Here is a 23658-nt window from a genome sequence, read left to right as displayed (position 1 = left end):
CCCGGTAGACTCGTGAGCGAACGATGCACGGGGCAGCCGGTCAAATGGGGTCGGGAAACACGAACGTCCGCGCCGCGCGGCGCCAGGACGAGGCGTTGCGCCGCCGATTCGCCGCATTCGGCCGCCGCGTCTGGTTGGGCTGCTTGCTCGGCGGGCTGGCGTGGCTTGCGATCTGCGCCGTGCTGCCTGCGTCGCTGCCCGATGCCGGCCCGTTCGACGGCCGGCTGCTGGTCGCCGCGCTGCTGCTGATTCCGGCAGCCGGGCTGCCCGGCTGGTGGCTGCGGCGCCAGGCCGACCGCCTGGTCCGCAATCACGAGCGTGCGCTCGCCGGCGCCCGGCGCATCGAGCGCGACCGAGAACTGCGCGAGCTGCTGGAGCGCTTGCCCGACGGCACGCTGCTGGTCGCAGGGGGCCAGGTCCGCCACGCCAACGCCGCCTGCGCGGCCGCGTTCGGCTATGCCGGCTCGATGGCCGGGGTCGACGTCGCGACGCTGGTCGAGGACGCGGACCGGGCGGCGCTCGAGGCATTGCTCGCCGATCCCGGGCACGCGGGCGACGCGCCAACACCGCGCATGCGGCGCCGGGACGCGACCGGCTTTCGCGCCTCGCTGACCGCCAGCCGCACGCGCTACGAAGACAACGACTGCGTGCTGGTGGTCTTGCGCGACCTGAGCGAGGTGGAGCGCATGCGCGATGCCCTGGCGGTCAGCAACGCCGAACTGCGTGCGCTCGCGGCGCGCATGTTCACGCTGCAGGAGGACGAGCGCCGCGCGATCTCGCGCGAGTTGCACGACGACATCGGGCAATCGGTCACCGCGATGAAGCTGGCTGCCGGCAGTGCGCTGGTCGAGACCGACGCGCTGCGTCGCCGCGACGACCTGGAGGACATCGCGATGCTGGCCGACACGACCATCGAGCGCCTGCGCGACATCTCGGTGCTGCTGCGCCCGCCGCAGCTCGATGCATTGGGGTTGGAAGCCGCGCTGCGCGCGCACGCAGCGCGGTTGCTGCGCAATTCCGGCCTGCAGGCCGAAGTCGAGATCGCGACGCTGACGCGCCGGCCGGCCCGCGAAGTCGAGCAGGCGTGCTTTCGCATCGCGCAGGAAGCGCTGACCAACGTCGTCCGCCATGCGCGCGCGAGCCGGGTGGCGTTGCGGCTGCATGAGGACGCGGGCGCGCTGTGCCTGGACGTCGGCGACGACGGCGTCGGCTTTCCGGCGGGCACGCCCAAAGGGCTGGGCCTGGTGATCATGCGCGAACGCGCGCAAAGCGTCGGCGGCCACTTGGATGCGACGTCCTCGCAGACCGGCGGGACCCGGATCCAGGCACGACTGCCTTACGACGTCGCTGTCGCCTCGTGACCACGCCGGCCGCGGACACCCGGTAGACTCGCACGATGCAACCCATCTCCGCGCCGCTCGAACGCCTGGGTGCCGGTCACCCTGCCCTGGCGCAGATGATCCGCGATGCCAGGACCCGCAGCGGCGCGCTGGCGTTGCTGCATGTCGACATCGACCACTTCGCCTCGGTCAACCAGAACATGGGCGCGGACGTCGGTGACGCCGCGCTCGAGGCGGTCGGCGCCCGGCTGCAGAGCAGCCTGGGCGAACAGGGCACGGTATGGCGCCACGGCAGTGACGAGTTCGTCGTCGCCGCCTGGCTGCCCGATGACGCGCCCGCCTCGGCGCAGGCGTTGGCCGAGGTCCTGGTCGAGGAGATCGAGCGCCCGCTCGAGGTTCTGCCCTATACGCTCTTCCTCGATGCCAAGATCGGCGTCAGCCTGTGCCCGCAGCACGGCACCGAGCCCTCGGCCTTGCTGCAACTGGCCGAGAACGCCGTGCGCCGCGCCTCGCATGCGGTCTACGAACACGTTCAGTTGCACAGCAATGCGGCCGCCGATCGCAGCCAGGGTGAGAACGGCATCGGCCGGCAGATTCTCGAGGCGCTGCCCAATGGCGAGTTCCGGCTGCGCTACCAGCCCAAGATCAGCGCCCGCGACGGGCGCGTGATCGGCATGGAGGCGCTGCTGCGCTGGCAGTCGCCGACGCTCGGCCTGCTGCTGCCCGAGCGTTTCCTGCCGACCGCCGAACGAATCGGCGCGATCCTGCAGATCGGCAACTGGATGCTCGATCGCGTGGTCGCGCAGATCCGCGCTTGGCGCGAACAGGGCTTCGACGATTTCTTCGTCGGCATGAACGTCACCACCCAGCAGTTGCTCGATCCTGCGTTCGTCGACCGACTGCTGGGCCGCATGCAGCAGGCCGGACTGTCGACGTCCTCGCTGGTGCTCGAGCTCAACGAGCGGGCGCTGGGGGCCAACATCGATGTCGTCCATCGGGCGGTCTCGACGCTGCGCCACGAAGGCATCGGGGTCACGCTCGACAACTTCGGCACCGGCGAGGCCAGCCTGGGCGCGCTGGTGCGCTATCCGGCCGACATCCTCAAGATCGACCGCAGCTTCATCAACGCCGCGCCCGCGGGCAGCCGCGAGACGGCGATCGTGCGCGCGCTGATCGCAATGGGTCATCAGTTGGGCATGAAGGTGATCGCCAACGGCGTGGAGACCGAAGCCCAGCTCGGCTTCCTGCGCCGGGCCGACTGCGATTACTTCCAAGGCTACCTGTTCGGCGAGCCGATGAGCGCCGAGACCGCGGGCCAGGCGCTGCGTCGCCGCTATCTGCGTCCGGAACTGTTCACCGCGACCAAATCACATCGCACGTTGTTGCTGGTCGACGACGAGGAAAACGTACTGCGGGCACTGGTACGGCTGTTCCGCCGCGACGGCTACCGGATTCTGGCCGCCGGCAACGTGCGCGATGCGTTCGGCCTGCTGGCGACCAACGAGGTACAGGTGATCCTGTCCGACCAGCGCATGTCGGAGATGGACGGCACCGAGTTCTTGGGCCGGGTGAAGATGCTCTATCCCGACACCATCCGCCTGGTGCTCTCGGGCTATACCGACCTGGCCACGGTGACCGAGGCGATCAACCGCGGCGCGATCTACCGGTTCCTGACCAAGCCCTGGGACGACAACGTGCTGCGCGACCACATCCGCCAGGCGTTTCGGACCTACGACATGCAGCGCGGGCGCGACGGCGCGGAGTAAGCGCGGCGCCAGATCGACTCAGGCGTGGGCGCCCGGCTGGCGCAGCGGCAACACGATGCGGAAGCGGCTGCCGGCGCCTAGCGTGCTGTCCACTTCGATCCGGCCATGGTGCTTGGCGACGATGCCGTAGGAGATCGACAATCCCAAGCCCGTGCCCTTGCCCACCGGCTTGGTGGTGAAGAACGGATCGAAGATCCGCTGCAGCATCTCGGCCGGGATGCCGTTGCCGGTATCGGCGATCTCCACCCAGACCTCCTCGCCTTCGTGCCCGGTGCGCACCGCGATGGTGCCCTGGGTCTCGATGGCCTGGCCGGCGTTGAGCAGCAGGTTCATGAACACCTGGTTGAGCTCGGACTGCAGGCACTCGACCATCGGCAGCGTGCCGTAGTCCTTCTCCAGCGTGGCCTTGTAGCGCAGCTCGTTCCAGACGATGTTGATCGTCGATTCGAGCCCGGCATGCAGGTCGGCCAGGCGCCAGGCATGCTCGCGATCCGAACGCGAGAAGTCGCGCAGGTCGCGGACGATGCGCGTGACCCGTTCGATGCCCTGACGCGACTCGGTCAACAGCTGCGGCAGGTCGCGGCTGATGAAGTCGATATCCAGGCGTTCGCGGGTGGCGTCGATCTCCGCGCGCATCGCCTGCGGATCGTCGGCACGCAACGCGCGCTCGTAGACGTCGATCAGCGCGAACAGGTTGCCGACATACTCCTGCAGGCTGCCGAGGTTGGAGTGCACGTAGCCGATCGGGTTGTTGATCTCGTGCGCGACGCCGGCGGCCAGTTGACCGATCGAGGCCAGCTTCTCGGCCTGCAGCAGTTGTTCCTGCGCGGCATTGAAGCGGACGTTGAGCTCGCGGTGGCGCTGCAGCAGTTCGTCGTCGCCGCGTCGCGGCCGGGCCGGGTCCTGCAGCACCAGCAGGTAGCGACCGTCGTCGGCCGCCAACCGGTACAGCCGCGCGGCGACCTGGGTCCCTTCACCGAACGCGACCTGGTCGCGCCAGCGGCCGGTGGTCTCGGCCTGCTCCAGCGCCTGTGCCGGCAGCAACGCATCGAGCCGACATGCGTCGGCGGCCCAGGTCGGATGCAGGCGTTGCAGGGCGTCGCCGGTGGGGTTGGCGTAGAGCAGGCGACCGTCGCCTCCGTAGAGGTAGACGCCCTCCTCGATACAGGACAGGACCGAAGTGGGCATGGTCGGAGGCGGTGCGGCAACGGGATCGGAAATCGGGGGCACTGCAGAGAGCCGGCTACGGACGCCCGGCGATTCTAACCGCAGGTGGTCTAACCGCAGGCGGCGGCCGCTCAGGCGACCGCGAGTTCGCGGCTGCGGCAATCGCGCTCGGCGCGGCCATGTGCATCGTAGCCGGGCAGGCTCTCGGTGCGGCCGAGATGCCGCAGCGCCCAGTTCACCTCGCGGCGGCGCCGGGCCAGCAGTGCGCCGTTGGCGCGATTGAGCTCGCTCAGCTCGGCCAGCGGACCGGCCAGTTCGCCGGCCGGGCAGCGTTCGAGCTCGCGCAGCGCGATGATCTTGTCCTGGGTCGAGCGCATCAGCGCGCCGACATCGTGGCCAATCAGCGCCTCGCGCTCGTCGGCGAGCGCGCTCGCAAGACGGGCCAGGCTGTCCTGTGCCGCCGTCATCGGATCAGCCGCCCAGGCGGGCGTCGAGATCGAGCATCCGCGAGGCGATCGCCTCGGCGTCGACGCGGTAGCTGCCCGAGGCGATCGCCTCGCGCACAGCCTGGACGCGCGATTCGTCGAAGGCCGGTCGCGTCGAGAGGTCGCGCTGCAAGGCCTGCAGGCCGGTCGCCTCGCCGGTCAGGCGCAGGCTGTCGCCGGCCGTGGCGCTGGCGGCTTCGACCGCCTTGTTGCGGCTGTCGCCGGCACGGGCCACCTGGGCGCCGGCCACGGGCGCGGCACTGCGGACGGTCGGCGCCTGGAGTCCATCGATCTTGTGGGTCATGGCAGGGATCCTGACACGAAGTGCGTGAATGGGTTCGTGGACGGTATCGGCCGCCGTCCGCGGAGCTTTAGCGCCGATCGGCGCTGGGTGCCAGATCGCAACATCGGTCAGCGTCCGACGACCACATCGCCGGACGGATCGACGATGCCCTGCACCACCCGGCGCGAGGACAGGTTCTCGACGCTGACCCGCTCGCGCTCGCCGGCGTCGCCGAGTGCGCGACCGGCCATGCGCACCTCGACACCGGCCTGGCGCGAGACCAGGGCGATGGTGTCGCCGCGGCGCACCAGCCGCGGCGACACCAGGTCGCCTGCGGTCAGCACGCTGCCGGCCAACAAGGTGCGGCGGGCGCTGCGACCGATGGCCTCGGCAGGATCGGCCACCGCGGCGCCGGCCACACGCGCGCCGTCGCGGCGTTCGGCGATGAGGTCATCGGCCGCGATCGTCTGGCCTGAAGCCACGCCGCGCGCCAGCACGAGCACCGTCTGGCTGCGCCGCACCCGGACCGGGACGTACAGCCGCCAACCGGCCGGGCAACTTACCTCCACGGTGGCGCCGCCGCTGCGCGTGGCCTGCAGCGGCTCGGCGCACCGCGGCATGCGCAGGGCTGGGTCGAGCGACGCCTCGGCCTCGCCGCCTTCGACCGCCGACAGGGCGGCCAGGCGGATCGCGTCGACCGACTGGAAGGCCTCCGACGCCACGGCCGAGGCGGCTGCGGCGCAGGCCAACAGCGTAGCGGCCAGGCGCCAGGCGGTTCCGGCGGGACGCGGCAGGCAGGCGGTCATGGCGGGGCCCTCTGGGACGAACGGATGCTGCCGGCGATGCAAGCGGCGTGCCGCGGCGTGCATCGCACCTTCGGCTCAAGTCGCCGGTCCCCGGGCCGATATCGCAGGCATGTCGCAGGATCTGCTCGACCGCATCGACCAGCGTACCCGCCTCGCCGGCCACAACCGGCTGGCGCTGCTGCTGTTCCGTCTCGGCGGACGTCAGGTTTTTGGCGTCAACGTCTTCAAGGTGCAGGAAGTGCTGCGCCGACCGCATCTGTTCCGGGTGCCGGGGCTGCCGGCACAGTTCGCCGGTGTGGCCGACGTGCGCGGCCGCAGCGTGCCGGTGCTCGATCTGGGGGTCGCGATCGGCCATCCCGAGCGCAGCGACGATGCCCCGCCCGGCTATCTGGTGGTCACCGAGTTCAACCGCTCGGTGCAGGGCTTTCTGGTCAGCGGGGTCGAGCGCATCGTCAACATCGCGGTCGAGGACGTGCTGCCGCCGCCGGACCTGGGCGCCGAGGGCGGCTATTTGACCGCGGTCACGCGCTACCAGGGCGAGCTGATCCAGGTGATCGACGTCGAAAGCGTGCTGGCCGACATCTCGCAGGCGCGGATGGACGCCGATCTGTCCCCGGACTATGCGCTGCCGGCCGACGCACCGCCGATGCAGGTGCTGGTGGTCGACGACTCGCGGGTCGCGCGCCAGCAGATCCGCAGCGTGCTCGACCAGCTCGGCGTCGGAGTGACGCTGCTGTCCGACGGCCGCCAGGCACTCGACCACCTGCTGCAGCTGCATGCGGCCGGCGAGCCGCCCTCGCAGCGCTACGCGATGATCGTCTCCGATATCGAGATGCCGGCGATGGACGGCTACACGCTGACGACGGAAATCCGTCGCCACCCCGGCCTCGCCGATCTGTACGTGCTGCTGCATACCTCGCTGTCGGGTGTGTTCAACACCTCGATGGTGCAAAGCGTCGGCGCGAACGCGTTCGTCGCCAAGTACAGCCCGCACGACCTGGCTGACGAGGTACTCAAGCGCCTGCACGAGGTCGCCGAGGCGGCCGGCGGACGACTCGTCGCCGCCTGAGCCTGACCGCGGCCGCCGCGCCGCACGCCTTGGCACGCCGCTTGCACGGTCACCGGCGAACTCCGCCGGAGGCCGGTCATGTCCAATCCGATCTCGTCCTATCTCGGGCTGCAGGCCGATGCGCTGCCGCTGCGCGAGCAGCGGATGAAGCTCATCGCCAGCAACCTGGCCAACGCCGACACGCCGGGCTTCCAGGCCCGCGACCTCGACTTCAATGTCGCGCTGGCCGCCGCTGCGCGCACGCGCGAAGCCGGCGGCCAGTCGCCGCTGCGCGAGCGCGCCGATCACATCCCGCTGCCGGGGGCCGATGCCCTGGCGCCGTTCGAGGTCGCGCGTGTCGCCGCCCAGGCCAGCCTGGACGGCAACAGTGTCGATCCCGATGCCGAGCGCGCCGCCTACGGCCGCGCGGCGCTGGAGTACCGGGCCTCGCTGAGCTTCCTCGAATCCAAGGTCCGCACCCTGCTGACCGCCATCACCGGACAGTAACCGATGAGCAACCTGCCGATCTTCGATGTCGCCGGTTCGGCCATGCAGGCCCAGTCGGTCCGCTTGAGCACGCTGGCCAGCAACCTGGCCAACGCCGACTCGGTCGCCGGCTCGCCCGAGCAGGTCTACCGGCCGCTCGAGCCGGTGTTCCGCGCCAGCGCGCATGCCAGCGACCCGGCGCTGACCGGCGTGCAGGTCGCCGGCATTGTCGAGCGCGACACCCCGCCGATCCAACGCTACGAACCCGGTCATCCGCTCGCCGATGCCCAGGGTTACGTGTACGCCCCTGACGTCGACCCGGTGTCGCAGATGGTCAACCTGATTTCCGCCTCGCGCAGCTACCAGGCTGGCGTGGAGATGATGAACACCGCCAAGGAACTGGCCGTCGCCACCTTGAGCATGGGCCGCTGATGAGCACGATCTCCAGCGACATCGCCAACAGCCTCGGCTTAGGCGGCGGCAAGGCCGCCGACAAGAAGGACGCCTCACTGGGCCAGGCGGACTTCCTGCGGCTGATGACCGAACAGCTCAAGCACCAGGACCCGCTCAAGCCGATGGAGAACAGCGCGTTCCTCGGCCAGTTGGCGCAGTTCTCGACCGTGCAGGGCATCCAGGATCTCAACAGCTCGGTCAACGGCTTCGCCAATGCGATGGCCAGCGACCAGTTGCTGCGCGGCGCGAACCTGGTGGGCCGGGATGTGGTGCTGCCATCGGCCAAGCTGGCGCTGCCGAGCGAAGGCAGCGCGACCGGCCTGGTCGCTGCCCCGTCGGCCGGTATCGTGAACTTCGACGTCACCGATGCCAACGGCGAGCTCGTGCACCAGTTCGGCGTGCCGGCCACTGCTGCCGGCGAGGTCGCGTTCGCCTGGGACGGCACCGATGCCGCCGGCAACCGGTTGCCGGCCGGGACCTATGGCATCGCCGCACGCCACCTGGCGGGCAGCGGCGAGTCCTCGGTGCTGAGCACCTATGTGCGCGCCCGCGTCGATAGCGTGTCGGTCGGCAGCGACGGCCTTTACCTCGATCTCGACGGTCTGGGCACCGCGCCGATCGGCTACGTGCTGCGCGTCAACTGACCGCCCTTTTTATCCGCGCCCGACCACAACGGAGTCCGCCATGAGCTTCAATACCGCGCTGTCCGGCATCAACGCAGCCAACGCCGACCTCAACGTCACCGCCAACAACGTCGCCAACGTCAACACCACCGGCTTCAAGGAATCGCGCGCGGAATTCGGCGATCTGTTCTCGCGGACGTCCTACGGGCTGGCCCGCAACGCGATCGGCTCAGGCGTGAAGCTGAGCAACGTCGCCCAGCAGTTCTCCCAGGGCAACATCACGCCGACCGGGCGCAACCTGGACATGGCGATCGACGGCGAGGGCTTCTTCACCCTCAACAAGAACGGCACCCGGCTCTACAGCCGCGCCGGCAACTTCCAGGCCGACAACCAAGGCTACATCGGCACCCCCGACGGGGCCCGGCTGCAGGTCTATCCCCCCAGCGCCAACGGCACCGGCTTCGACATCGGCCGCGTGACCGACCTGCAGCTGCTGACCACCGACAGCCCGCCGCGCGCGACCAGCGCGGTCAACCTGAAGTTCACCCTGCCCGGCAATGCGAAGCCGCCGACGATCGCGACCTTCGACCCGGGCGAGCCCAACAGCTACAACGCCTCGAGCGGCGGCGTCACGGTGTTCGACTCGCTGGGCGTGAGCCACGTGCAGACCTCGTACTTCGTCAAGACCGATGTGGCCAACGAATGGCAGGTGCACACCTACATTGACGGCGAACGCGTGGGCGATGCCGCCACCCTCACCTTCACCGACAACGGCGCGCTGACCGAGCCTGCCGATGGCCGCATCGTGCTGACACCGTTCGTGCCGGGCAACGGGGCTGGCGAGGTCGCGGTCACGCTCGATGTCAGCGGCTCGACCCAGTACGGCAACGGCTTCCAGCTGCGCGACAACCGTCAGGACGGCTACGCGGCCGGCAAGCTCGACGAGATCAGCATCGCGGCCGACGGCGTGGTGTTTGCGCGCTATTCCAACGGCGCCGACGCCGCGCTGGGCCAGGTCGCGCTGACGACCTTCGTCAACCCGCAGGGGCTGCAATCGCAGGGCAACAACTTCTGGGCCGAAAGCTACGACTCGGGCGCCTCGCGCACTGGCGTACCTGACAGCGCCGACTTCGGCCACCTGCAGGCCGGCGCGCTCGAATCGTCGACGGTCGATCTGACCGAGCAGCTGGTCAACATGATCGTCGCCCAGCGCAACTTCCAGGCCAACGCACAGATGATCTCGACCCAGGACCAGGTCACGCAGACGGTCATCAACATCCGTTGATGCGCCGGGCCGGTCGACGCGTGGCGGGTGTTAGGACGACGTTGCACGCACGTCCGCACCCGCTCCGGATCGCCGACTCCCCGTTCGTCTTGCGCCCTCACCCCCGAAACTCCAGGCCCGGCCCCCCATGGACAAAGCCCTCTACGTCGCGATGAGCGGTGCCCGCGCCACGCTGCAGGCCCAAGGCACGGTGGCGCACAACCTCGCCAATGCCGAGACCGCCGGCTTCAAGGCCGCACTGGCCAACACCCGGGCCTATCGCGTGCCCGGCGGCGAACACGCCTCGCGCATCGACGCGATGCACATCGACCAAGGCTTCGACAGCCGGGTCGGTGCGCAACGGGTGACCGGCAACGCGCTCGATGTCTCGCTGCGGCCCGACCGCTGGCTGGCGGTGCAGTCGGCCGACGGCGGGGTGGCCTACACCCGCGCCGGAAATCTGTCGCCGACCCCCAACGGCCAGTTGGTGACCGGCGGCGGACATCCACTGATCGACGAGAACGGCCAGCCGCTGGCGCTGCCACCGCACCAGGCGCTGGACATCGGCGAGGACGGCACGGTGTCGATCGTGCCGCTCGGCGAAGGCCCGCAGACGCTGGCGATCGTCGGCCGCCTGCGCGTGGTCGAGGCGACCCCCGACCGACTCACGCGCGGGCTCGACGGGCTGATGCGCAGCACCGACCCCCAGCAACCCCCGGCTCAGGCCGTCGGCAACGTCATGACGACCGGCGCCCTGGAATCGAGCAACGTCGACGCCGCCGGCGCCCTGGTGCAGATGATCCAGCTGCAACGCCAGTTCGAAATGCAGGTCAAGCTGATCCAGCGCGGCGACGACAACGCCCAAGCCGCCAACAGCCTGCTCCGCCTGGGCGGCTGACGCTGAAAACCGGGGTCAGCGTGCAATTTCGGGGTGACGGGATCGGGTCGTCTTGCCACCACGACGAAATTGCACGCTGACCACAGTTTTGGGGCGGTGGCACGGGGATTGCATCGCTTCTTGCGGATGGCGCGGTGCGCCGCATCGAGGACACGACGATGAACCAGGCACTGTGGGTGGCGAAGACCGGGCTGGATGCGCAGCAGACGCGCATGTCGGTGGTCTCCAACAATCTCGCCAATACCAACACCACCGGCTTCAAGCGCGATCGCGCCAATTTCGAGGACCTGCTTTACCAGCAGGTGCGTCAGCCTGGCGGTGCGAGCTCGGCGCAGACGCAACTGCCGACCGGTCTGCAGCTCGGCACTGGCGTGCGCGTGGTGTCGACGGCCAAGGACTTCCAGCAGGGCAATCCGCAGCAGACCGGCCGCGCGCTCGATGTGATGGTCAACGGCCGTGGGTTCTTCGAAGTGCTGCTGCCCGATGGCACGTCGGCCTATACCCGCGACGGCAGCTTCAAGATCAGTCCGCAGGGCGAACTGGTAACCAACAGCGGCTTCGCGGTGCAGCCGGGCATCCAGATCCCCGAGGGCGCGCAGGCGATGACCATCGGCCAGGACGGCACGATCACCGTGCAGATGGCCGGTGAGGGCCAGGCGCTGGAGATCGGCTCACTTACGATCACCGACTTCATCAACCCCGCGGGCCTGCAGGCGCGCGGCGAGAACCTGTATCTGGAGACGACCGCTTCGGGGCCGGCGCAGAACGGCACGCCGGGCCTCAACGGCCTGGGCCTGATCGAACAGGGCGCGCTGGAAGGCAGCAACGTCAATGTGGTCGAAGAGCTGGTCAGCATGATCGAGACCCAGCGCGCCTACGAGATGAACGCCAAGGCGATCTCGACCACCGACTCGATGCTCGGCTATCTCAACAACAACGTCTGAGGCCGTCATGTCCGTCGTTCCGCCTTCTACGCCACGCGCGCTCGTGCTGCTCGCCCTGCCTGCCCTGCTCGGCGGCTGCGTCGCCGCCGGCGATGTCCGGCCGTATCCCGCGCTGGCACCGATCCAGCCGGTCGCCGCGCCGCCGACGTATGCGACCCAGGGCGCGATCTACCAGGCCGGGGGCGGCGGACTGTCGCTGTTCGCCGACAAGCGCGCGCGCGAGGTCGGCGACCTGATCACGATCCAGCTGATCGAGAGCACGATCGCGCAGACCAACGCTGCGACCAAGGTCGGCAAGGAAAGCGCAGTGGACATCGCGCCGCCGAACCTGTTCGGCGCCCCGGTCACGATCGGCGGGCGCGAAGTGCTTGGCGCCAGCGCCAGCGGCAAGCGCGATTTCGACGGCAATGGCCGCAGCACGCAGAGCAACCGCCTGCAGGGCAGCATCACCGTCACCGTGGTGCAGCGTCTGCCCAACGGCAATCTCGTCGTCGAAGGCAGCAAGGAATTGCGCCTCAATCAGGGCAATGAACTGGTGCAGGTCCAGGGCATCGTGCGCCCGGCCGACATCGCCCCCGACAACAGTGTGCCCTCGGGCCGCGTCGCCGACGCGCGGATCGTCTACGGCGGCCGTGGCGCGATCGCCCAGTCCAACGCGATGGGCTGGCTCGGCCGGTTCTTCAATTCGCGGCTGTCTCCCTACTGAGTCCCGTCATGCGCCCTGCCCGCTACCGTCCGTTGCTCGTCATCGCGCTTGCGCTGTGCGCGTGCCTGCCCGCGTTCGCGCAGGAACGCATCAAGGATCTGGCCACCATCGGCGGCGTGCGCGGCAATGCGCTGGTCGGCTATGGCCTGGTGGTCGGCCTGGACGGCAGCGGCGACCGCACCAGTCAGGCGCCCTTCACCGTGCAAAGCCTGCGCAACATGCTCAACGAGCTCGGCGTCACCGTGCCGTCGAACGTCAATCCGCAGCTCAAGAACGTCGCCGCCGTCGCGATCCACGCCGAGCTGCCGCCGTTCGCCAAGCCCGGCCAGACGATCGACATCACCGTCTCGTCGATCGCCAACGCGGTCTCGCTGCGTGGCGGCACTCTGCTGATGGCGCCGCTCAAGGGCGCCGATGGCCAGGTCTACGCGATCGCCCAGGGCAGCCTGGTCGTCGGCGGCTTCGGCGCGCAGGGCCGCGACGGCTCGCGCGTGTCGGTCAACATCCCCAGCGTGGGCCGCATCCCCAACGGCGCGATGGTCGAGCGCGGGGTGGCGACCGGGGAGCTGGGCGACAGCGGCGAGTTGACGCTCAACCTCAACCGCGCCGATTTCAGCACCATCGCCAACATGGTTGCCGCGCTCGACGCGCGTTTCGGTCCGGGCACCGCGCGCGCCGTCGACGGCGTGACCGTCGCGGTGCGTGCGCCGTACGACCCGGCTGCGCGGATCGGTTTTCTCGCGCAGGTCGAGAACGTGCAGCTGGCCGCCGGTTCGGCGCCGGCCAAGGTCATCGTCAACGCGCGTACCGGCACCGTGGTCATCGGCGCGCAGGTCAAGGTGCTGCCGGCGGCGATCGCCCATGGCTCGCTGAGCGTGACGATCACCGAGAGCGTGGATGTCAGCCAGCCCGAGGCCTTCGGACGCGGCAGCACGGTCGTGGCGCCGCGTTCGGACATCGAGATCGGCCAGGACGGCAGCCGCATGTTCAAGTTCGCCGGCGGCACCTCGCTCGATGAGATCGTCCGCGCGGTCAATGCAGTGGGCGCAGCCCCCGGCGACCTGATCGCGATCCTCGAGGCGCTCAAGCAGGCCGGCGCGCTGCGCGCGGAGCTGGAGGTGATCTGACATGCGCATCGCCCCGACGCCCATCGAGCTTGCGCCTGGCCAGCGGCCCGACGCCGGCCGCATCGACGATGCCGCACGCCAGTTCGAAGGCGTGTTCGCGCAGATGCTGATCAAGAGCATGCGCGATGCAAGCTTCGGCGATGCGCTGTTTCCGGGCGAGAATCAGCTTTACCGCGACCTCTACGACCAGAAGCTCGCCAAGTCGCTGACCGACGGGCCGGGGCTGGGCCTGGCCAAGACCATCGCGCGGCAACTGGGCGGCACGCAGGCCGCGCCGGCGCTCGACACGCGGCTGGACCCGAGCGCGCCGTTGCCTTCTGCGGACGCCGACACCGGCGACCGGTCCTTGTTGCCCGAGACACTCGGCGCACGCACGCTCGACCTGATCGCCGGGCGCACCGCCGCGTCCGCCGAGACCGCGAACCCGGCGTCGCCGATGGATGGCTTCATCGATCGACTGCTGGCCCGTGTGCAGCCCGCCGCCTCGGCCGCCGGCGCGGCCGCGACCGCACTGGTGCCGGGGGCGGCCGCGTTGGAAAGCGCCTCGCGCGCCGCCGCCGACCGGCTGGGCACGCGCACGCCCGAGGGCTTCGTCGCCTCGATCTGGTCGCACGCACAGAGCGCGGCACGCGAACTCGGCGTCGATGCCCGGGCACTGGTGGCACAGGCTGCGCTCGAGACCGGCTGGGGCCGGCGCATGATCCGCCAGGGCGATGGCGGGACCGCGCACAACCTGTTCGGCATCAAGGCCACCGGCTGGCAGGGCGAGCGCGTCACCGCGACGACCCACGAGTACCGCAACGGCGTGCGCCGCGACGAGCGCGCGCAGTTCCGCGCCTATGCTTCGCCGGCCGAGAGCTTCGCCGACTACGTGCGGCTGCTCAAACAGAACCCGCGCTATCGCCAGGCACTCGAGTCGGGCGGCGACGTGCGCCGCTTCGCCAGCGCGCTGCAGCAGGCCGGCTACGCCACCGATCCGCGCTACGCCGACAAGATCAGCGCGATCGCCAATGGCCCCACGCTGGGGCGTGCCCTGTCGACGATCGCCGAGGTCGCGCGCGAGGCCGGCGACGCCGTGCAACCGTTCCGCTTCGCCGGCGCCGACGCGCCCGGCCAGGCGTTCTCCCGCCGCTAGTCGCCAGGACCCGTCATGGCCAACGTCCTCACCACCGGTACCAGCGCGCTGATCGCGTTCCAGCGGGCGCTCTCGACCGTCGGCCACAACGTCGCCAACATCAAGACGCCCGGCTACAGCCGCCAGCAGGTCGAGTTCACCACCGGGACGCCGCAGGACATCGGCGTGGGCTACATCGGCAGCGGCACGCGCATCAGCGACATCCGCCGCGTCGCCGATGACCTGGCCAATGCCCGGCTGATCGACAGCGGCGGCGAACTGGCCCGCCTGCAGCAGCTCTCCACGCTCACCGGCCGCGTCGACAGCCTGATGTCCGAATCGGCCACCGGCATCGCCGGGCAGTGGTCGAACTTCTTCGACGCGGTCAGTGCGCTGTCGTCCAAGGCCTCGGCATCGGCCGAGCGGCAGAGCCTGCTCGGCGACGCCAAGGCGCTGACCTCGCGCTTCCAGCAACTGCACGGCGAGTTCGGGCGCCTGGCGACCGAGGTCGACAACGGGCTGGTTGCCGGCGCGACCGAGGTCAACCGGCTGGCCGGGCAGATCGCCCAGCTCAACGCACGGATCAGCAGTGCATCGACGGCCTCGCCCGACCTGCTCGACCAGCGCGATCAGCTGATCACCGAGCTCGTCGGCTGGACCGGCGGCACCGCCGTGCCGCAGGACGGCGGTGCGATCAATGTGTTCTCCAGCGGCGGCCAGGCTCTGGTCGTCGGCGCGCAGGCCTCGCAGCTGACCACCGTCTCCGATCCCTACCGGCCCGAGCGGCAGCAGTTGGCGCTACAGGGTGCCGGCCAGACCGTGCGCATTGACGAGCGTGCGATGGGCGGGCGCCTGGGCGGGCTGCTCGAGTTCCGCAGCCAGGTGCTGGACCCGAGCCAGGCGGAACTGGGCCGGATCGCGCTGGGTCTGGGCATGCGGTTCAACGCCGGGCACGCCGCCGGCGTCGATCAGACCGGCGCGCGCGGCGGCGATTTTTTCAGCGTGCCCGCGCCGGTGGTCTCCGGCCACAGCGCCAACAGCGGATCGGCGCGATTGTCGGCGAGCGTCGCCGACCTCGCCGCGGTCGATGGTCGCAACCTGATTGTGCAGTGGCGCGACGGCGCCTGGTCGGCCAGCGATGCGGCCACCGGCGCCACGGTGCCGGTCGCGGGCACCGGCACTGCCGACGATCCGCTGCGCGTGGGCGGTATCGCGCTGATCGTCGACGGCACACCCGCGCAGCAGGACCGCTTCCTGCTGCAGCCCACCGCCCAGGTCGCCGGCGGGCTGGCGGTGGCGATCACCGATCCAGGGCGGATCGCCGCAGCAACGGCAGTGCGTGTCGATGCCGCGCTCGACAACCAGGGCACCGGCAAGCCGTCGGGCATGCGCGTCGACGATGCCCAGGCAGCGCTCGCGGGCGCGGCCAGCATCGAGTTCCTCGACGGCGATCAGTACATGATCGATGGCGACGGGCCGTTCCCCTACACGCCGGGCGCACGGATCGAGGCCAACGGTTGGTCATTCGTCCTCGACGGCATTCCGGCCGCGGGTGACACCTTCACCGTCGGCCCAACTGGCGCCGGCTCCAGCGACAACGGCAATGCGGCCCTGCTCGCCGGCCTCGACGATCTGCGGCTGCTCGACGGCGGCAACGTCAGCCTCAACAGCGCGATCTCGGGCCTGACCTCGGCCGTCGGTTCGACCGCGCGACATGCCGCCTATGCCGCCGAGGCGCAGGCGGTGGTGCACGCGCAGGCGCAATCGGCCCGTGACAGTGTGTCCGGCGTCAATCTCGACGAAGAAGCGGCCAACATGCTGCAGCTGCAACAGGCCTACCAGGCCGCCGCGCACATCATCTCCACCGCCGACACCCTGTTCCAGTCGATCCTGGGAGCTGTCCGCCGATGAGCAATCGCATCTCCACCAGCATGCTCTACCAGCAGTCGATCGCCTCGCTGCAATCCAAGCAGGCCTCGCTGGCACGCCTGCAACAGCAGATGACCACCGGGCAGAAGCTGCTGACCGCCAAGGACGACCCGGTCGGCGCCGGCGCCGCGGTCGGCCTGGATCGCGCGCTCGCCGAGCTCGAACGCTTCGGCAAGAACGGCGACGCCGTGCGCCATCGCTTAGGGATGCAGGAAAGCGCACTGACCCAGGCCGGCGGCATCATGGGCCGGATCACCGAGCTGACCGTGCGCGCCAACAGCGCCTCGCTGTCGGACGGCGACCGCAAGGCCATCGCCATCGAGATCACCAGCCTGCGCGACAGCCTGCTGGAAGTGGCCAACAGCCCTGACGGCACCGGCCGTTATCTGTTCGGCGGCACCCAGGATGGCAGTCCACCGTTCAGTCGTGTCGCTGGCAGCGTCGTCTATGGCGGCGACCAGACCCAGCGCCAGGTCGAGGTCGCGCCGCAGTTGTTCGTCGCCGACACCGCGCCCGGCAGCGAGGTCTTCCTGCGCGTGCGTACCGGCGATGGCCGGGTCGATGTCGCGGCGCAGGCCGGCAATACCGGCACCGGCCGGGTCGGCAGCATCTCGGTCGCCGATTCGTCGCGCTGGGACGGCGGCAGCTATCAGATTGCGTTCGGCGAGGACGGTGCCTACGAGGTGCGCGATGCCGCAGGCGAGGTCGTCGGCAGTGGCACGCATGTCGACGGCGAGGCCATCGACGTCAATGGCGTCCACGTCGTCGTCAGTGGCGCGCCGGCCGACGGCGATGCTTTCGAGGTCGGCCCGGCGTCGACCCGCGACGTGTTCGCGACCATCGATCGTCTGCTCGGTGCGCTGGCGCTCGACCCGACCACGGATGCGCAGCGCGCCGCGCAGCAGAACGCGCTGCAGGGCGCGATGCGCGACATCGCCACCGCGCAGGACCACCTCATCGATGCCCGCGCCGCGGGCGGTGCCCAGTTGTCCGCGCTTGATGGTGCCGACAGCCTGCGCGACGCCCAGGGCCTGACCATCGAGACCACGCTCTCGGGCCTGCGCGACCTCGACTATGCCGAGGCGATCGCGCAGTTCAATCTGGAAAAGGTCGCGCTCGACGCCGCCCAGCTGAGCTTCGTGCAGATGCAGCGCCTGTCGCTGTTCGACCTGCTGCGCTGACGCCGGCGAAGGGCGCCTGGACGTCCACGACGCCTGGCCGCCGTCGGCGCGTCCGCGAAACGTCTTCGTACGAGCCCAAATTTTTCGCGATACGCTCAGGCCTGCTCCATGCGCTGCAGTCTCAACCGCAGCGCGCGGCCGCACCTGGGACTTCGATCTCGACCTCAAGCCCAAGCGCATGCACCGCCGCGAGAACATAGCCCCACGCGACGGAGGTCTCGCCGCGCTCCAGTCGATGCCAAGTGACGCGCGACATGCCTGCAGCTTCAGCGGCGGCCGTCATGCTGATGCCCAGCGACTTGCGCCTGTCGCGCAGCCTTTGCCCGCAATGCCTGGCCTGGGTTGCCACATCGGGAACACGTTCGATAGCCACGGATGACTCCTCGATTTCGTTCCTCATCGTATACATTTCGCGCGGAATGTAAACAAATGGATACAAAATGAAGGCCCAACGGGATCGTATTCGGTCGCCTTCACGCGGATGCGACCCAGGGCCAGCAAACGGGCCCATGGCGCCTGGTCCCCATGATGTGCGACGACAGGCCTAAAGCCCTGCCCCGGGACGCCGTTAATGGTGTCAGCAGAGGACAGGGCCGGTGAGACGGCAAGCCCCTGCGGAGCCACCCGGCAAGGCCCTGTACCCGCCGGATTCCCTCATCCAGGAGACCAGCAATGTCCGTCATCAACACCAACACCATTTCGCTGAACGCCCAGCGCAACCTGTCGACCAACAGCGCCAGCCTGTCGACGACGATCCAGCGCCTGTCGTCTGGCCTGCGCATCAACAGCGCCAAGGACGACGCCGCCGGCCTGGCGATCTCCGAGCGTTTCAGCACCCAGATCCGCGGCGCCAACCAGGCCGCCCGCAACGCCAACGACGGCATCTCGCTGGCACAGACCGCCGAAGGCGCGCTGGGCGAGATCGGCAACAACCTGCAGCGCATCCGTGAGCTGTCGGTGCAGTCGCGCAACGCCACCAACTCCGACACCGACCGCGCCGCGCTGAACTCCGAAGTCCAGCTGCTGAAGGCCGAGATCCAGCGCGTCGCCGAGCAGACCAACTTCAACGGCAAGAAGCTGCTTGACGGCAGCTTCCAGAACCAGGCCTTCCAGGTCGGCGCCAACCAGGGCCAGACGATCAGCGTCGCACAGATCGCCGACGCCAACATCAGCAAGCTCGGCAACTGGAACGAGGCCGCGACCTCGGCAACGGTCACCGGCGCCGCGGCGATCGGCACCGGTGGCGCCGCCGCCGTTCCGCCGTCGGAAGACTACACCCCGGGCACGCCGGCGGTCGCCACGACGTCCGGCGCTTCGGGGGCCTGGACGCCGGCGGCAGCAACTGCCGATGGCCAGACGTTCACCCTGACCGTCGGTGGCGAGACCGCCGTCAACATCACGCTCGACAATACCGGTGATACGGTGACCGGTGCCGCGATCGATGCGGCGCTGGCCACGAGCCAGGACGATCTCGCTGACGCTGGCATCACGTTCACCGGCACGGCTGCTGAGGGCACGCTGGCCTTCAGCCGCGCCGATGGCGCCGATTTCACGATCGCACTGGGCGGCACTGTCGGGACCCAGGGCACCTTCGCGACGGCCGGATTCGCCGGTGCGCACACCAACGGCACCGAAGCGGTGGACGGTACCGGCACCCCCGGCACGCCTGCAACGGCCGGCACCTTCGCCGCTGGCAGCTTCACGCTGCAGGGCGTGCTGCCGTCGGGCGACAACTCCGAGGCGATCACGATCAGCTACGACAAGGCCGGCAGCGCTTCCGAGCGCGCCAACAACCTGGTCACCGCGATCAACAACCAGAGCTACAACACTGGCGTGACTGCGTCGCTCAAGGACGGCAAGGTCGAGCTGGCCTCGGCAAATGGCAACTTCACGGTCGGCCTCAGCGCGGGCGACGATGCCGCCGGCCTGCTCGCTCAGACCGGCCTGACCGCCGGCGCGACGGCGAACTTTGCCGAAGGCGCCGCCGCCACCGGTTTCGCCCAGCTCGACATCTCGACCGAGCGTGGCGCCGAGAACGCGATCCTGGCGATGGACGCCGCCCTGAACTCGGTCAACTCGGCCCGCGCCGACCTGGGCGCCGTGCAGAACCGCTTCAGCTCGGTCGTGGCGAACCTGCAGACCGGTTCGGAGAACCTGTCGGCCTCGCGCAGCCGCATCGTCGACACCGACTTCGCCAAGGAGACCGCTGAGCTGTCGCGCACGCAGATCCTGCAGCAGGCCGGTACCGCGATGCTGGCGCAGGCCAACCAGATCCCGCAGAACGTGCTGAGCCTGCTGCGCTGATCGCGCCGCAGTTCCCGCACTGACGTGGACCGCGACCCGCCTTCCGGCAACGGAAGGCGGGTTTCGCGTTGTGGGCAGCGGCGCCTGGCGACGGCGCGGCGCTGGCACGCAACCTGCATGGCCTGGATCGACTCAAGCGCGGCGCAAACGCGCCGATATCCAATCCAGAGGGCGCACGCCTGCCAGGGCGGCGCCAGCGGGTAAAGGGAGACCGGACATGGCGGACTATTCTTTTGGCTACGGCGGCGTCGGCTCCGGCCTGGACATCAGCGCAATCGTCACCAAGCTGGTCAGCAGTGACCGTGCGCCACACGATGCGCGGCTCAACAAGCTCGAGACCAACGCCAAGTTCAAACTCTCGGGCCTGGGCACGGTGACGTCCGCGTTCGACGGTCTCAAGACCGCACTTGATGCCTTGCAAAAGCCCGAGGCACTGGGCGCCCGCATGGTCACCTCGCGCTCGACCACCGGCACCGCGCCGACCGGGACGGTCACCGATACCGTGCTCGGTGCCACCGTCGGCGGCAACACCCCGCTGGGGCGCTATGAGGTCGTGGTCGAACAGCTGGCCACCGCGCACAAGCTGGTCGGCGACGGCATCGACAAGGCCACCAAGTTCGGGGCCGGCACTTTGCGGGTCGGGATCGGCGCCGATTTCGTCGATGTCACTGTCGCCAAGGATGCGACCCTGACCGACATCCGCAATGCGATCACCGCCGCCGCCGGCAAGCATGGTGTGCAGGCCGCGCTGCTGACCTCCGACGAGGGCCAGCATCTGTCGCTGGGCAGCGCCAAGACCGGCGCGGCGCATGCGATCACGCTGTCCGTGCTTGAGGGCGAGAGCGATCTGCATGGCCTGGTCGACGGCATGACCGAGCAGGTCCCGGCCGGCGATGCCAAGCTCTCCATCGACGGACTGGTCACCACCAGCGCCAGCAACACGGTCACCGACGCGGTTCAGGGGCTGACCCTCAAGCTCAAGGATGCCGGGACCAGCATCGTCGAAGTCGCGGCCAATCCCACCGGCAGCCGCGCCGCGGTCGAAGGCTTCGTCAAAGCCTACAACGCCGCCCTCAATGCCATCACCACCGCCACCAGCTACAACGCCGAAACCAAGACGCCCTCGTCGCTGACCGGCGATGCACAGATGCGCGGTGCCGGCTCCCAGTTACGCGGGATGATGAGCGAACTGCTCGGCGAACTCGCCGCCCAGGGACTGGATGCCAAGACCCTGGGCCTGCAGACCCAGGGCCATCCCAACCCCAACGGCAACCTGGTGCTCGATGCCACCAAGTTCGACGCCGCAATGGCCGAAAACCCGGCCAAGATCGCCGCCGCCTTCACCGGCGAGACCGGCATCGCCAGCCGGCTCAACGCTGTGGTCAAGACCTATGTCGGCAAGGAAGGCTCGTTCACCTCGCGCAAGGAAAGCCTCGATGGCCAAGTCAAGGACGTCGCCAAGCAACGCGAGGCGCTGGAGACGCGGATGGAAGGCGTCGCCGAGCGCTACAAGGCGCAGTTCGTGGCGCTCGACAAGCTGATGGCGCAGATGAGCACCACCAACACCTATCTCGCCCAGCAGCTCACCGCGCTGTCGGCGCAGAGCTCACAGTGATCCCTCGGAGACACCTCATGATGCCCCGCAACTACGCCCAGCAGTACCGTCAGACGCAGCTGGAGGGCGCCGTCATGGAGGCCGATCCGCACCGGCTGGTCGCGCTGTTGCTGGCGGGCGCGTGCGAGCGCATCCGCCTGGCCGAAGCCTGCCTGGAGCGTGGCGACCAGGCGCGCAAGGGCAAGGCGATCGGTGAGGCCTGCGCGATCGTCGGCCATCTCGACGGCTCGCTCGACCACGAGGCCGGCGGCGAGATCGCGGCCAATCTGTCTTCGCTCTACGACTACATCGTGCGCCGGCTGACCGAAGCCAACCTGCAGAACGACCCCGCCGGCTTGCGCGAATCGCTGACGCTGCTGGCCGAGGTCGATGCCGCCTGGGCCGCGATCCAGCCCGGCAAGGCGGCCAGCGAAGCGACCGGCGCGCCGGCATGAGCGGGCTCGAGGTCCTGCACCACGACCTCGCCGCGCTCGATGCGGCGATCGCCGACGATGACCTGGCGACCGCGGCGGGTCTGCTGGATGCCTACCAGCAGCGCCTGGAAGACACGGTGGCGTCCGCCGCCGCGCCCCTGCCGGCGCCGGCGCTGCGCGCGCTACTCGACGCCCAGCTCGCGCTGACCGCACGCCTGGGCGTACGTCGCGACGCGGCCGCCGCGCAGTTGCGGCAGGCGCACCGTGCCAATGCGGCCTCGCGGGTCTATGCCGGCCTGGAGCAGGCGCCGTGAGTCCGCTCGCATCGACCACGCCGGCCGAAGCCGAGGCGCGGCTGTTCGGCGACGCCTTGAGCTGCGAACTCGACCTGCCGGTGGCCATCGAGCCGGCCGACGGCGCCGGCCGTCAGGCCGAGGCCATCACCCTGCTGTCGGCACTGGCCCACATCGAAGACCTGCGCAAGGACGACGGCAGCGAGGACCATGGCGACCTGCCGCTGCTGGCCCAGCGCATGGACGCCAAGCTCGACCTGATCCTCGCCCTGCTCGGCCGGCTGGCCCGGCGCGATGACGGCCTGGTCGACCGCCGGCTGCACTGGTCCTGTCATGGCCTGCGGGTCGACCTGGAGCCCGGCCAGCCTCTGCCCCCGGGCGCGGCCGCGATCGTACGGCTGCAACCGGCCGACTGGCTGCCCGACCACCTGGCACTGCCGGCGACGGTGGTGGCCTGCGAACAGGGCCACGCCGGCACCCGGGTGTGGCTGGCCTTCGCCGGCCTGCGTGCCGATCTCGTCGAGGCGCTGGACCGCCATCTGTTCCGTCTGCACCGACGCCAGGTCGCCGAACAGCGGCGGCGCTGAAGCTTGCCGCCCGGCTGACGTATCCTGTCCACCGGGCGGCCCCGTTCGGCGGCCAGGAGGGGACTGGACTGGTGCGCGTACTGATCGTCGATGACCACACGCTGGTACGGGCCGGCCTGGACCGGCTGCTGCAGGGCTTCGACGAGGTCGATGTGTGCGCACAGGCCAGCAGCGCCGACGAGGCGCTGACGCTGAGCCTGGCCCATCGCCCCGACCTGGTGCTGATGGACCTCTCGCTGCCCGGCCGCAGCGGCATCGAGGCGATGGTCGCGATCCACGCCCAGTTGCCCGCCACCCGCGTGCTGATCATGTCGATGCACGACGATGCCCAGCACGTGCGCTCGGCGATCGAACGCGGCGCGGCCGGCTTCATCGTCAAGGACGCGGCGCCGATGGAGCTGGAGGTGGCGCTGCGCACCGCGTTCACCGGCGAGCTGTATCTCAGCCCGCGGCTGTCGTCGCGGCTGATGGCGCCGATGTTCGGCCGCCCGGTCCAGGGCGGTGTCGATGCGCTGTCCAGGCGCCAGCAGCAGATTCTCGACCTGATCGGCCGTGGGCGCAGCAGCAAGGAGATCGCCGCCGAACTGGCGATCAGCATCAAGACGGTCGAAACCCACCGCGCGCGCATGATGGAGACGCTCGGCTGCCGGCGCGCCAACGACCTGGTGCTGCTCGCTGCGCGCCAGCGGCCGGCCGGCGACTGAGGCGCGCCGCCGGAATCCCGGCACCGACGCCGGCCAGCCTGTCAGGAAAACCCCGACAGCGGTCAGGTAATGCCTTGCCGACGTGGGGAACCGCCCGATAGCGTTGCCGTCACCCGGGCTTC

Annotated in this window: 25 protein-coding genes; 20 read left to right on the top strand and 5 right to left on the bottom strand. The window is 69.7% G+C overall.

The window, feature by feature from the left end:
* The first annotated feature begins 95 nt into the window (after positions 1-95).
* Both FHW73_RS11810 and FHW73_RS11805 read left to right on the top strand, forming a co-directional pair.
* The gene (locus FHW73_RS11810; RefSeq protein WP_183426920.1) at positions 96-1361 is read left to right on the top strand and encodes a sensor histidine kinase; all 1266 of its coding nucleotides are present in this window, start codon (positions 96-98) and stop codon (positions 1359-1361) included.
* A 35-nt stretch (positions 1362-1396) separates the two neighbouring features.
* A complete protein-coding gene (locus FHW73_RS11805; RefSeq protein ID WP_183426919.1) occupies positions 1397-3106 on the top strand; it encodes an EAL domain-containing protein in 1710 nt (569 codons plus the stop codon).
* An 18-nt stretch (positions 3107-3124) separates the two neighbouring features.
* Here the strand turns inward: FHW73_RS11805 and FHW73_RS11800 are convergent, their stop codons facing one another.
* The 4 genes from FHW73_RS11800 to flgA form a co-directional block, all read right to left on the bottom strand.
* The gene (locus FHW73_RS11800) at positions 3125-4294 is read right to left on the bottom strand and encodes an ATP-binding protein (RefSeq protein WP_183426918.1); all 1170 of its coding nucleotides are present in this window, start codon (positions 4292-4294) and stop codon (positions 3125-3127) included.
* A gap of 110 nt (positions 4295-4404) precedes the next feature.
* Positions 4405-4740 carry a flagellar protein FlgN gene (locus tag FHW73_RS11795; RefSeq protein WP_183426917.1) on the bottom strand — a complete coding sequence of 112 codons (336 nt, stop codon included), beginning with the start codon at positions 4738-4740 and terminating at the stop codon, positions 4405-4407.
* Positions 4741-4744: 4 nt separating this feature from the next.
* Complete coding sequence (gene flgM / locus FHW73_RS11790) at positions 4745-5062, bottom strand: flagellar biosynthesis anti-sigma factor FlgM (protein ID WP_183426916.1); 318 nt, start codon at positions 5060-5062, stop codon at positions 4745-4747.
* 107 nt (positions 5063-5169) lie between these two features.
* The gene (gene flgA / locus FHW73_RS11785) at positions 5170-5847 is read right to left on the bottom strand and encodes a flagellar basal body P-ring formation chaperone FlgA (RefSeq protein WP_183426915.1); all 678 of its coding nucleotides are present in this window, start codon (positions 5845-5847) and stop codon (positions 5170-5172) included.
* 109 nt (positions 5848-5956) lie between these two features.
* Between flgA and FHW73_RS11780 the strand changes: the two genes are divergently transcribed.
* From FHW73_RS11780 to flgL, 12 genes are all read left to right on the top strand, one after another.
* Positions 5957-6916 carry a chemotaxis protein gene (locus tag FHW73_RS11780; protein WP_183426914.1) on the top strand — a complete coding sequence of 320 codons (960 nt, stop codon included), beginning with the start codon at positions 5957-5959 and terminating at the stop codon, positions 6914-6916.
* 78 nt (positions 6917-6994) lie between these two features.
* Positions 6995-7402 (top strand): flagellar basal body rod protein FlgB, encoded by a 408-nt coding sequence (gene flgB / locus FHW73_RS11775; RefSeq protein ID WP_183426913.1) that lies wholly within the window; start codon positions 6995-6997, stop codon positions 7400-7402.
* A gap of 3 nt (positions 7403-7405) precedes the next feature.
* Positions 7406-7813: a flagellar basal body rod protein FlgC gene (gene flgC, locus FHW73_RS11770; protein WP_183426912.1), complete on the top strand. Its 408-nt coding sequence runs from the start codon at positions 7406-7408 to the stop codon at positions 7811-7813.
* Entirely contained in the window at positions 7813-8478 is a 666-nt protein-coding gene (locus FHW73_RS11765; RefSeq protein WP_183426911.1) for a flagellar hook capping FlgD N-terminal domain-containing protein, read from the top strand. Before flgC ends, FHW73_RS11765 begins: the two co-directional genes overlap by 1 nt.
* A 40-nt stretch (positions 8479-8518) precedes the next feature.
* Positions 8519-9742, top strand: a complete 1224-nt coding sequence (gene flgE / locus FHW73_RS11760; RefSeq protein ID WP_183426910.1) for a flagellar hook protein FlgE — start codon at positions 8519-8521, stop codon at positions 9740-9742.
* A gap of 127 nt (positions 9743-9869) precedes the next feature.
* Positions 9870-10619 (top strand): flagellar basal body rod protein FlgF, encoded by a 750-nt coding sequence (locus FHW73_RS11755; RefSeq protein ID WP_183426909.1) that lies wholly within the window; start codon positions 9870-9872, stop codon positions 10617-10619.
* A 158-nt stretch (positions 10620-10777) separates the two neighbouring features.
* Entirely contained in the window at positions 10778-11563 is a 786-nt protein-coding gene (flgG, locus tag FHW73_RS11750; protein ID WP_183426908.1) for a flagellar basal-body rod protein FlgG, read from the top strand.
* Positions 11564-11570: 7 nt separating this feature from the next.
* Entirely contained in the window at positions 11571-12269 is a 699-nt protein-coding gene (gene flgH / locus FHW73_RS11745) for a flagellar basal body L-ring protein FlgH (RefSeq protein WP_183426907.1), read from the top strand.
* A gap of 8 nt (positions 12270-12277) precedes the next feature.
* Positions 12278-13396: a flagellar basal body P-ring protein FlgI gene (locus FHW73_RS11740; protein ID WP_183426906.1), complete on the top strand. Its 1119-nt coding sequence runs from the start codon at positions 12278-12280 to the stop codon at positions 13394-13396.
* Between the two features lies 1 nt (position 13397).
* Complete coding sequence (gene flgJ / locus FHW73_RS11735; protein WP_183426905.1) at positions 13398-14531, top strand: flagellar assembly peptidoglycan hydrolase FlgJ; 1134 nt, start codon at positions 13398-13400, stop codon at positions 14529-14531.
* A gap of 15 nt (positions 14532-14546) precedes the next feature.
* On the top strand, positions 14547-16421 hold the full coding sequence (gene flgK, locus FHW73_RS11730; protein ID WP_183426904.1) for a flagellar hook-associated protein FlgK: 1875 nt from the start codon (positions 14547-14549) through the stop codon (positions 16419-16421).
* Entirely contained in the window at positions 16418-17620 is a 1203-nt protein-coding gene (gene flgL, locus FHW73_RS11725) for a flagellar hook-associated protein FlgL (RefSeq protein ID WP_183426903.1), read from the top strand. Before flgK ends, flgL begins: the two co-directional genes overlap by 4 nt.
* Positions 17621-17741: 121 nt before the next feature.
* On the opposite strand, the gene FHW73_RS11720 is transcribed toward flgL, so the two are convergent.
* Positions 17742-17993 (bottom strand): helix-turn-helix transcriptional regulator, encoded by a 252-nt coding sequence (locus tag FHW73_RS11720; protein ID WP_183426902.1) that lies wholly within the window; start codon positions 17991-17993, stop codon positions 17742-17744.
* A gap of 299 nt (positions 17994-18292) precedes the next feature.
* Here FHW73_RS11720 and FHW73_RS11715 point away from each other — a divergent pair, with 299 nt between their 5' ends.
* The 6 genes from FHW73_RS11715 to FHW73_RS11690 all read left to right on the top strand — a co-directional run bounded on the left by FHW73_RS11715 (position 18293) and on the right by FHW73_RS11690 (position 23536).
* On the top strand, positions 18293-19924 hold the full coding sequence (locus FHW73_RS11715) for a flagellin (RefSeq protein WP_183426901.1): 1632 nt from the start codon (positions 18293-18295) through the stop codon (positions 19922-19924).
* Between the two features lie 217 nt (positions 19925-20141).
* A complete protein-coding gene (gene fliD / locus FHW73_RS11710; protein WP_183426900.1) occupies positions 20142-21539 on the top strand; it encodes a flagellar filament capping protein FliD in 1398 nt (465 codons plus the stop codon).
* Between the two features lie 17 nt (positions 21540-21556).
* Positions 21557-21973, top strand: coding sequence for a flagellar export chaperone FliS (gene fliS / locus FHW73_RS11705; protein ID WP_183426899.1), 417 nt, complete (start codon positions 21557-21559; stop codon positions 21971-21973).
* A complete protein-coding gene (locus tag FHW73_RS11700) occupies positions 21970-22266 on the top strand; it encodes a hypothetical protein (RefSeq protein WP_183426898.1) in 297 nt (98 codons plus the stop codon). Before fliS ends, FHW73_RS11700 begins: the two co-directional genes overlap by 4 nt.
* Positions 22263-22832 (top strand): PilZ domain-containing protein, encoded by a 570-nt coding sequence (locus FHW73_RS11695; RefSeq protein ID WP_183426897.1) that lies wholly within the window; start codon positions 22263-22265, stop codon positions 22830-22832. The genes FHW73_RS11700 and FHW73_RS11695 overlap by 4 nt, the downstream gene beginning before the upstream one ends.
* A 71-nt stretch (positions 22833-22903) precedes the next feature.
* A complete protein-coding gene (locus FHW73_RS11690) occupies positions 22904-23536 on the top strand; it encodes a response regulator transcription factor (RefSeq protein WP_183426896.1) in 633 nt (210 codons plus the stop codon).
* The last annotated feature ends 122 nt before the right edge of the window (positions 23537-23658 follow it).

The organism is Luteimonas sp. RC10, assembly GCF_014192745.1.
Classification (GTDB): Bacteria; Pseudomonadota; Gammaproteobacteria; order Xanthomonadales; family Xanthomonadaceae; genus Luteimonas.
Note: the sequence above shows the minus strand (reverse complement) of the source record. Positions and strands in the feature narration are given on the sequence as shown.

Excerpts from the sequence above, each read along its gene's own strand:
- flgB (WP_183426913.1), top strand. The coding sequence starts at position 6,995 with ATGTCCAATCCGATCTCGTCCTATCTCGGGCTGCAGGCCGATGCGCTG.
- flgJ (WP_183426905.1), top strand. The coding sequence starts at position 13,398 with ATGCGCATCGCCCCGACGCCCATCGAGCTTGCGCCTGGCCAGCGGCCC.
- FHW73_RS11740 (WP_183426906.1), top strand. The coding sequence starts at position 12,278 with ATGCGCCCTGCCCGCTACCGTCCGTTGCTCGTCATCGCGCTTGCGCTG.
- flgM (WP_183426916.1), bottom strand. The coding sequence starts at position 5,062 with ATGACCCACAAGATCGATGGACTCCAGGCGCCGACCGTCCGCAGTGCC.
- FHW73_RS11795 (WP_183426917.1), bottom strand. The coding sequence starts at position 4,740 with ATGACGGCGGCACAGGACAGCCTGGCCCGTCTTGCGAGCGCGCTCGCC.
- FHW73_RS11805 (WP_183426919.1), top strand. The coding sequence starts at position 1,397 with ATGCAACCCATCTCCGCGCCGCTCGAACGCCTGGGTGCCGGTCACCCT.
- FHW73_RS11765 (WP_183426911.1), top strand. The coding sequence starts at position 7,813 with ATGAGCACGATCTCCAGCGACATCGCCAACAGCCTCGGCTTAGGCGGC.
- FHW73_RS11780 (WP_183426914.1), top strand. The coding sequence starts at position 5,957 with ATGTCGCAGGATCTGCTCGACCGCATCGACCAGCGTACCCGCCTCGCC.
- FHW73_RS11755 (WP_183426909.1), top strand. The coding sequence starts at position 9,870 with ATGGACAAAGCCCTCTACGTCGCGATGAGCGGTGCCCGCGCCACGCTG.
- flgK (WP_183426904.1), top strand. The coding sequence starts at position 14,547 with ATGGCCAACGTCCTCACCACCGGTACCAGCGCGCTGATCGCGTTCCAG.
- FHW73_RS11715 (WP_183426901.1), top strand. The coding sequence starts at position 18,293 with ATGTCCGTCATCAACACCAACACCATTTCGCTGAACGCCCAGCGCAAC.
- flgA (WP_183426915.1), bottom strand. The coding sequence starts at position 5,847 with ATGACCGCCTGCCTGCCGCGTCCCGCCGGAACCGCCTGGCGCCTGGCC.
- flgC (WP_183426912.1), top strand. The coding sequence starts at position 7,406 with ATGAGCAACCTGCCGATCTTCGATGTCGCCGGTTCGGCCATGCAGGCC.
- flgE (WP_183426910.1), top strand. The coding sequence starts at position 8,519 with ATGAGCTTCAATACCGCGCTGTCCGGCATCAACGCAGCCAACGCCGAC.
- flgG (WP_183426908.1), top strand. The coding sequence starts at position 10,778 with ATGAACCAGGCACTGTGGGTGGCGAAGACCGGGCTGGATGCGCAGCAG.
- fliD (WP_183426900.1), top strand. The coding sequence starts at position 20,142 with ATGGCGGACTATTCTTTTGGCTACGGCGGCGTCGGCTCCGGCCTGGAC.
- FHW73_RS11800 (WP_183426918.1), bottom strand. The coding sequence starts at position 4,294 with ATGCCCACTTCGGTCCTGTCCTGTATCGAGGAGGGCGTCTACCTCTAC.
- flgL (WP_183426903.1), top strand. The coding sequence starts at position 16,418 with ATGAGCAATCGCATCTCCACCAGCATGCTCTACCAGCAGTCGATCGCC.
- fliS (WP_183426899.1), top strand. The coding sequence starts at position 21,557 with ATGATGCCCCGCAACTACGCCCAGCAGTACCGTCAGACGCAGCTGGAG.
- flgH (WP_183426907.1), top strand. The coding sequence starts at position 11,571 with ATGTCCGTCGTTCCGCCTTCTACGCCACGCGCGCTCGTGCTGCTCGCC.
- FHW73_RS11700 (WP_183426898.1), top strand. The coding sequence starts at position 21,970 with ATGAGCGGGCTCGAGGTCCTGCACCACGACCTCGCCGCGCTCGATGCG.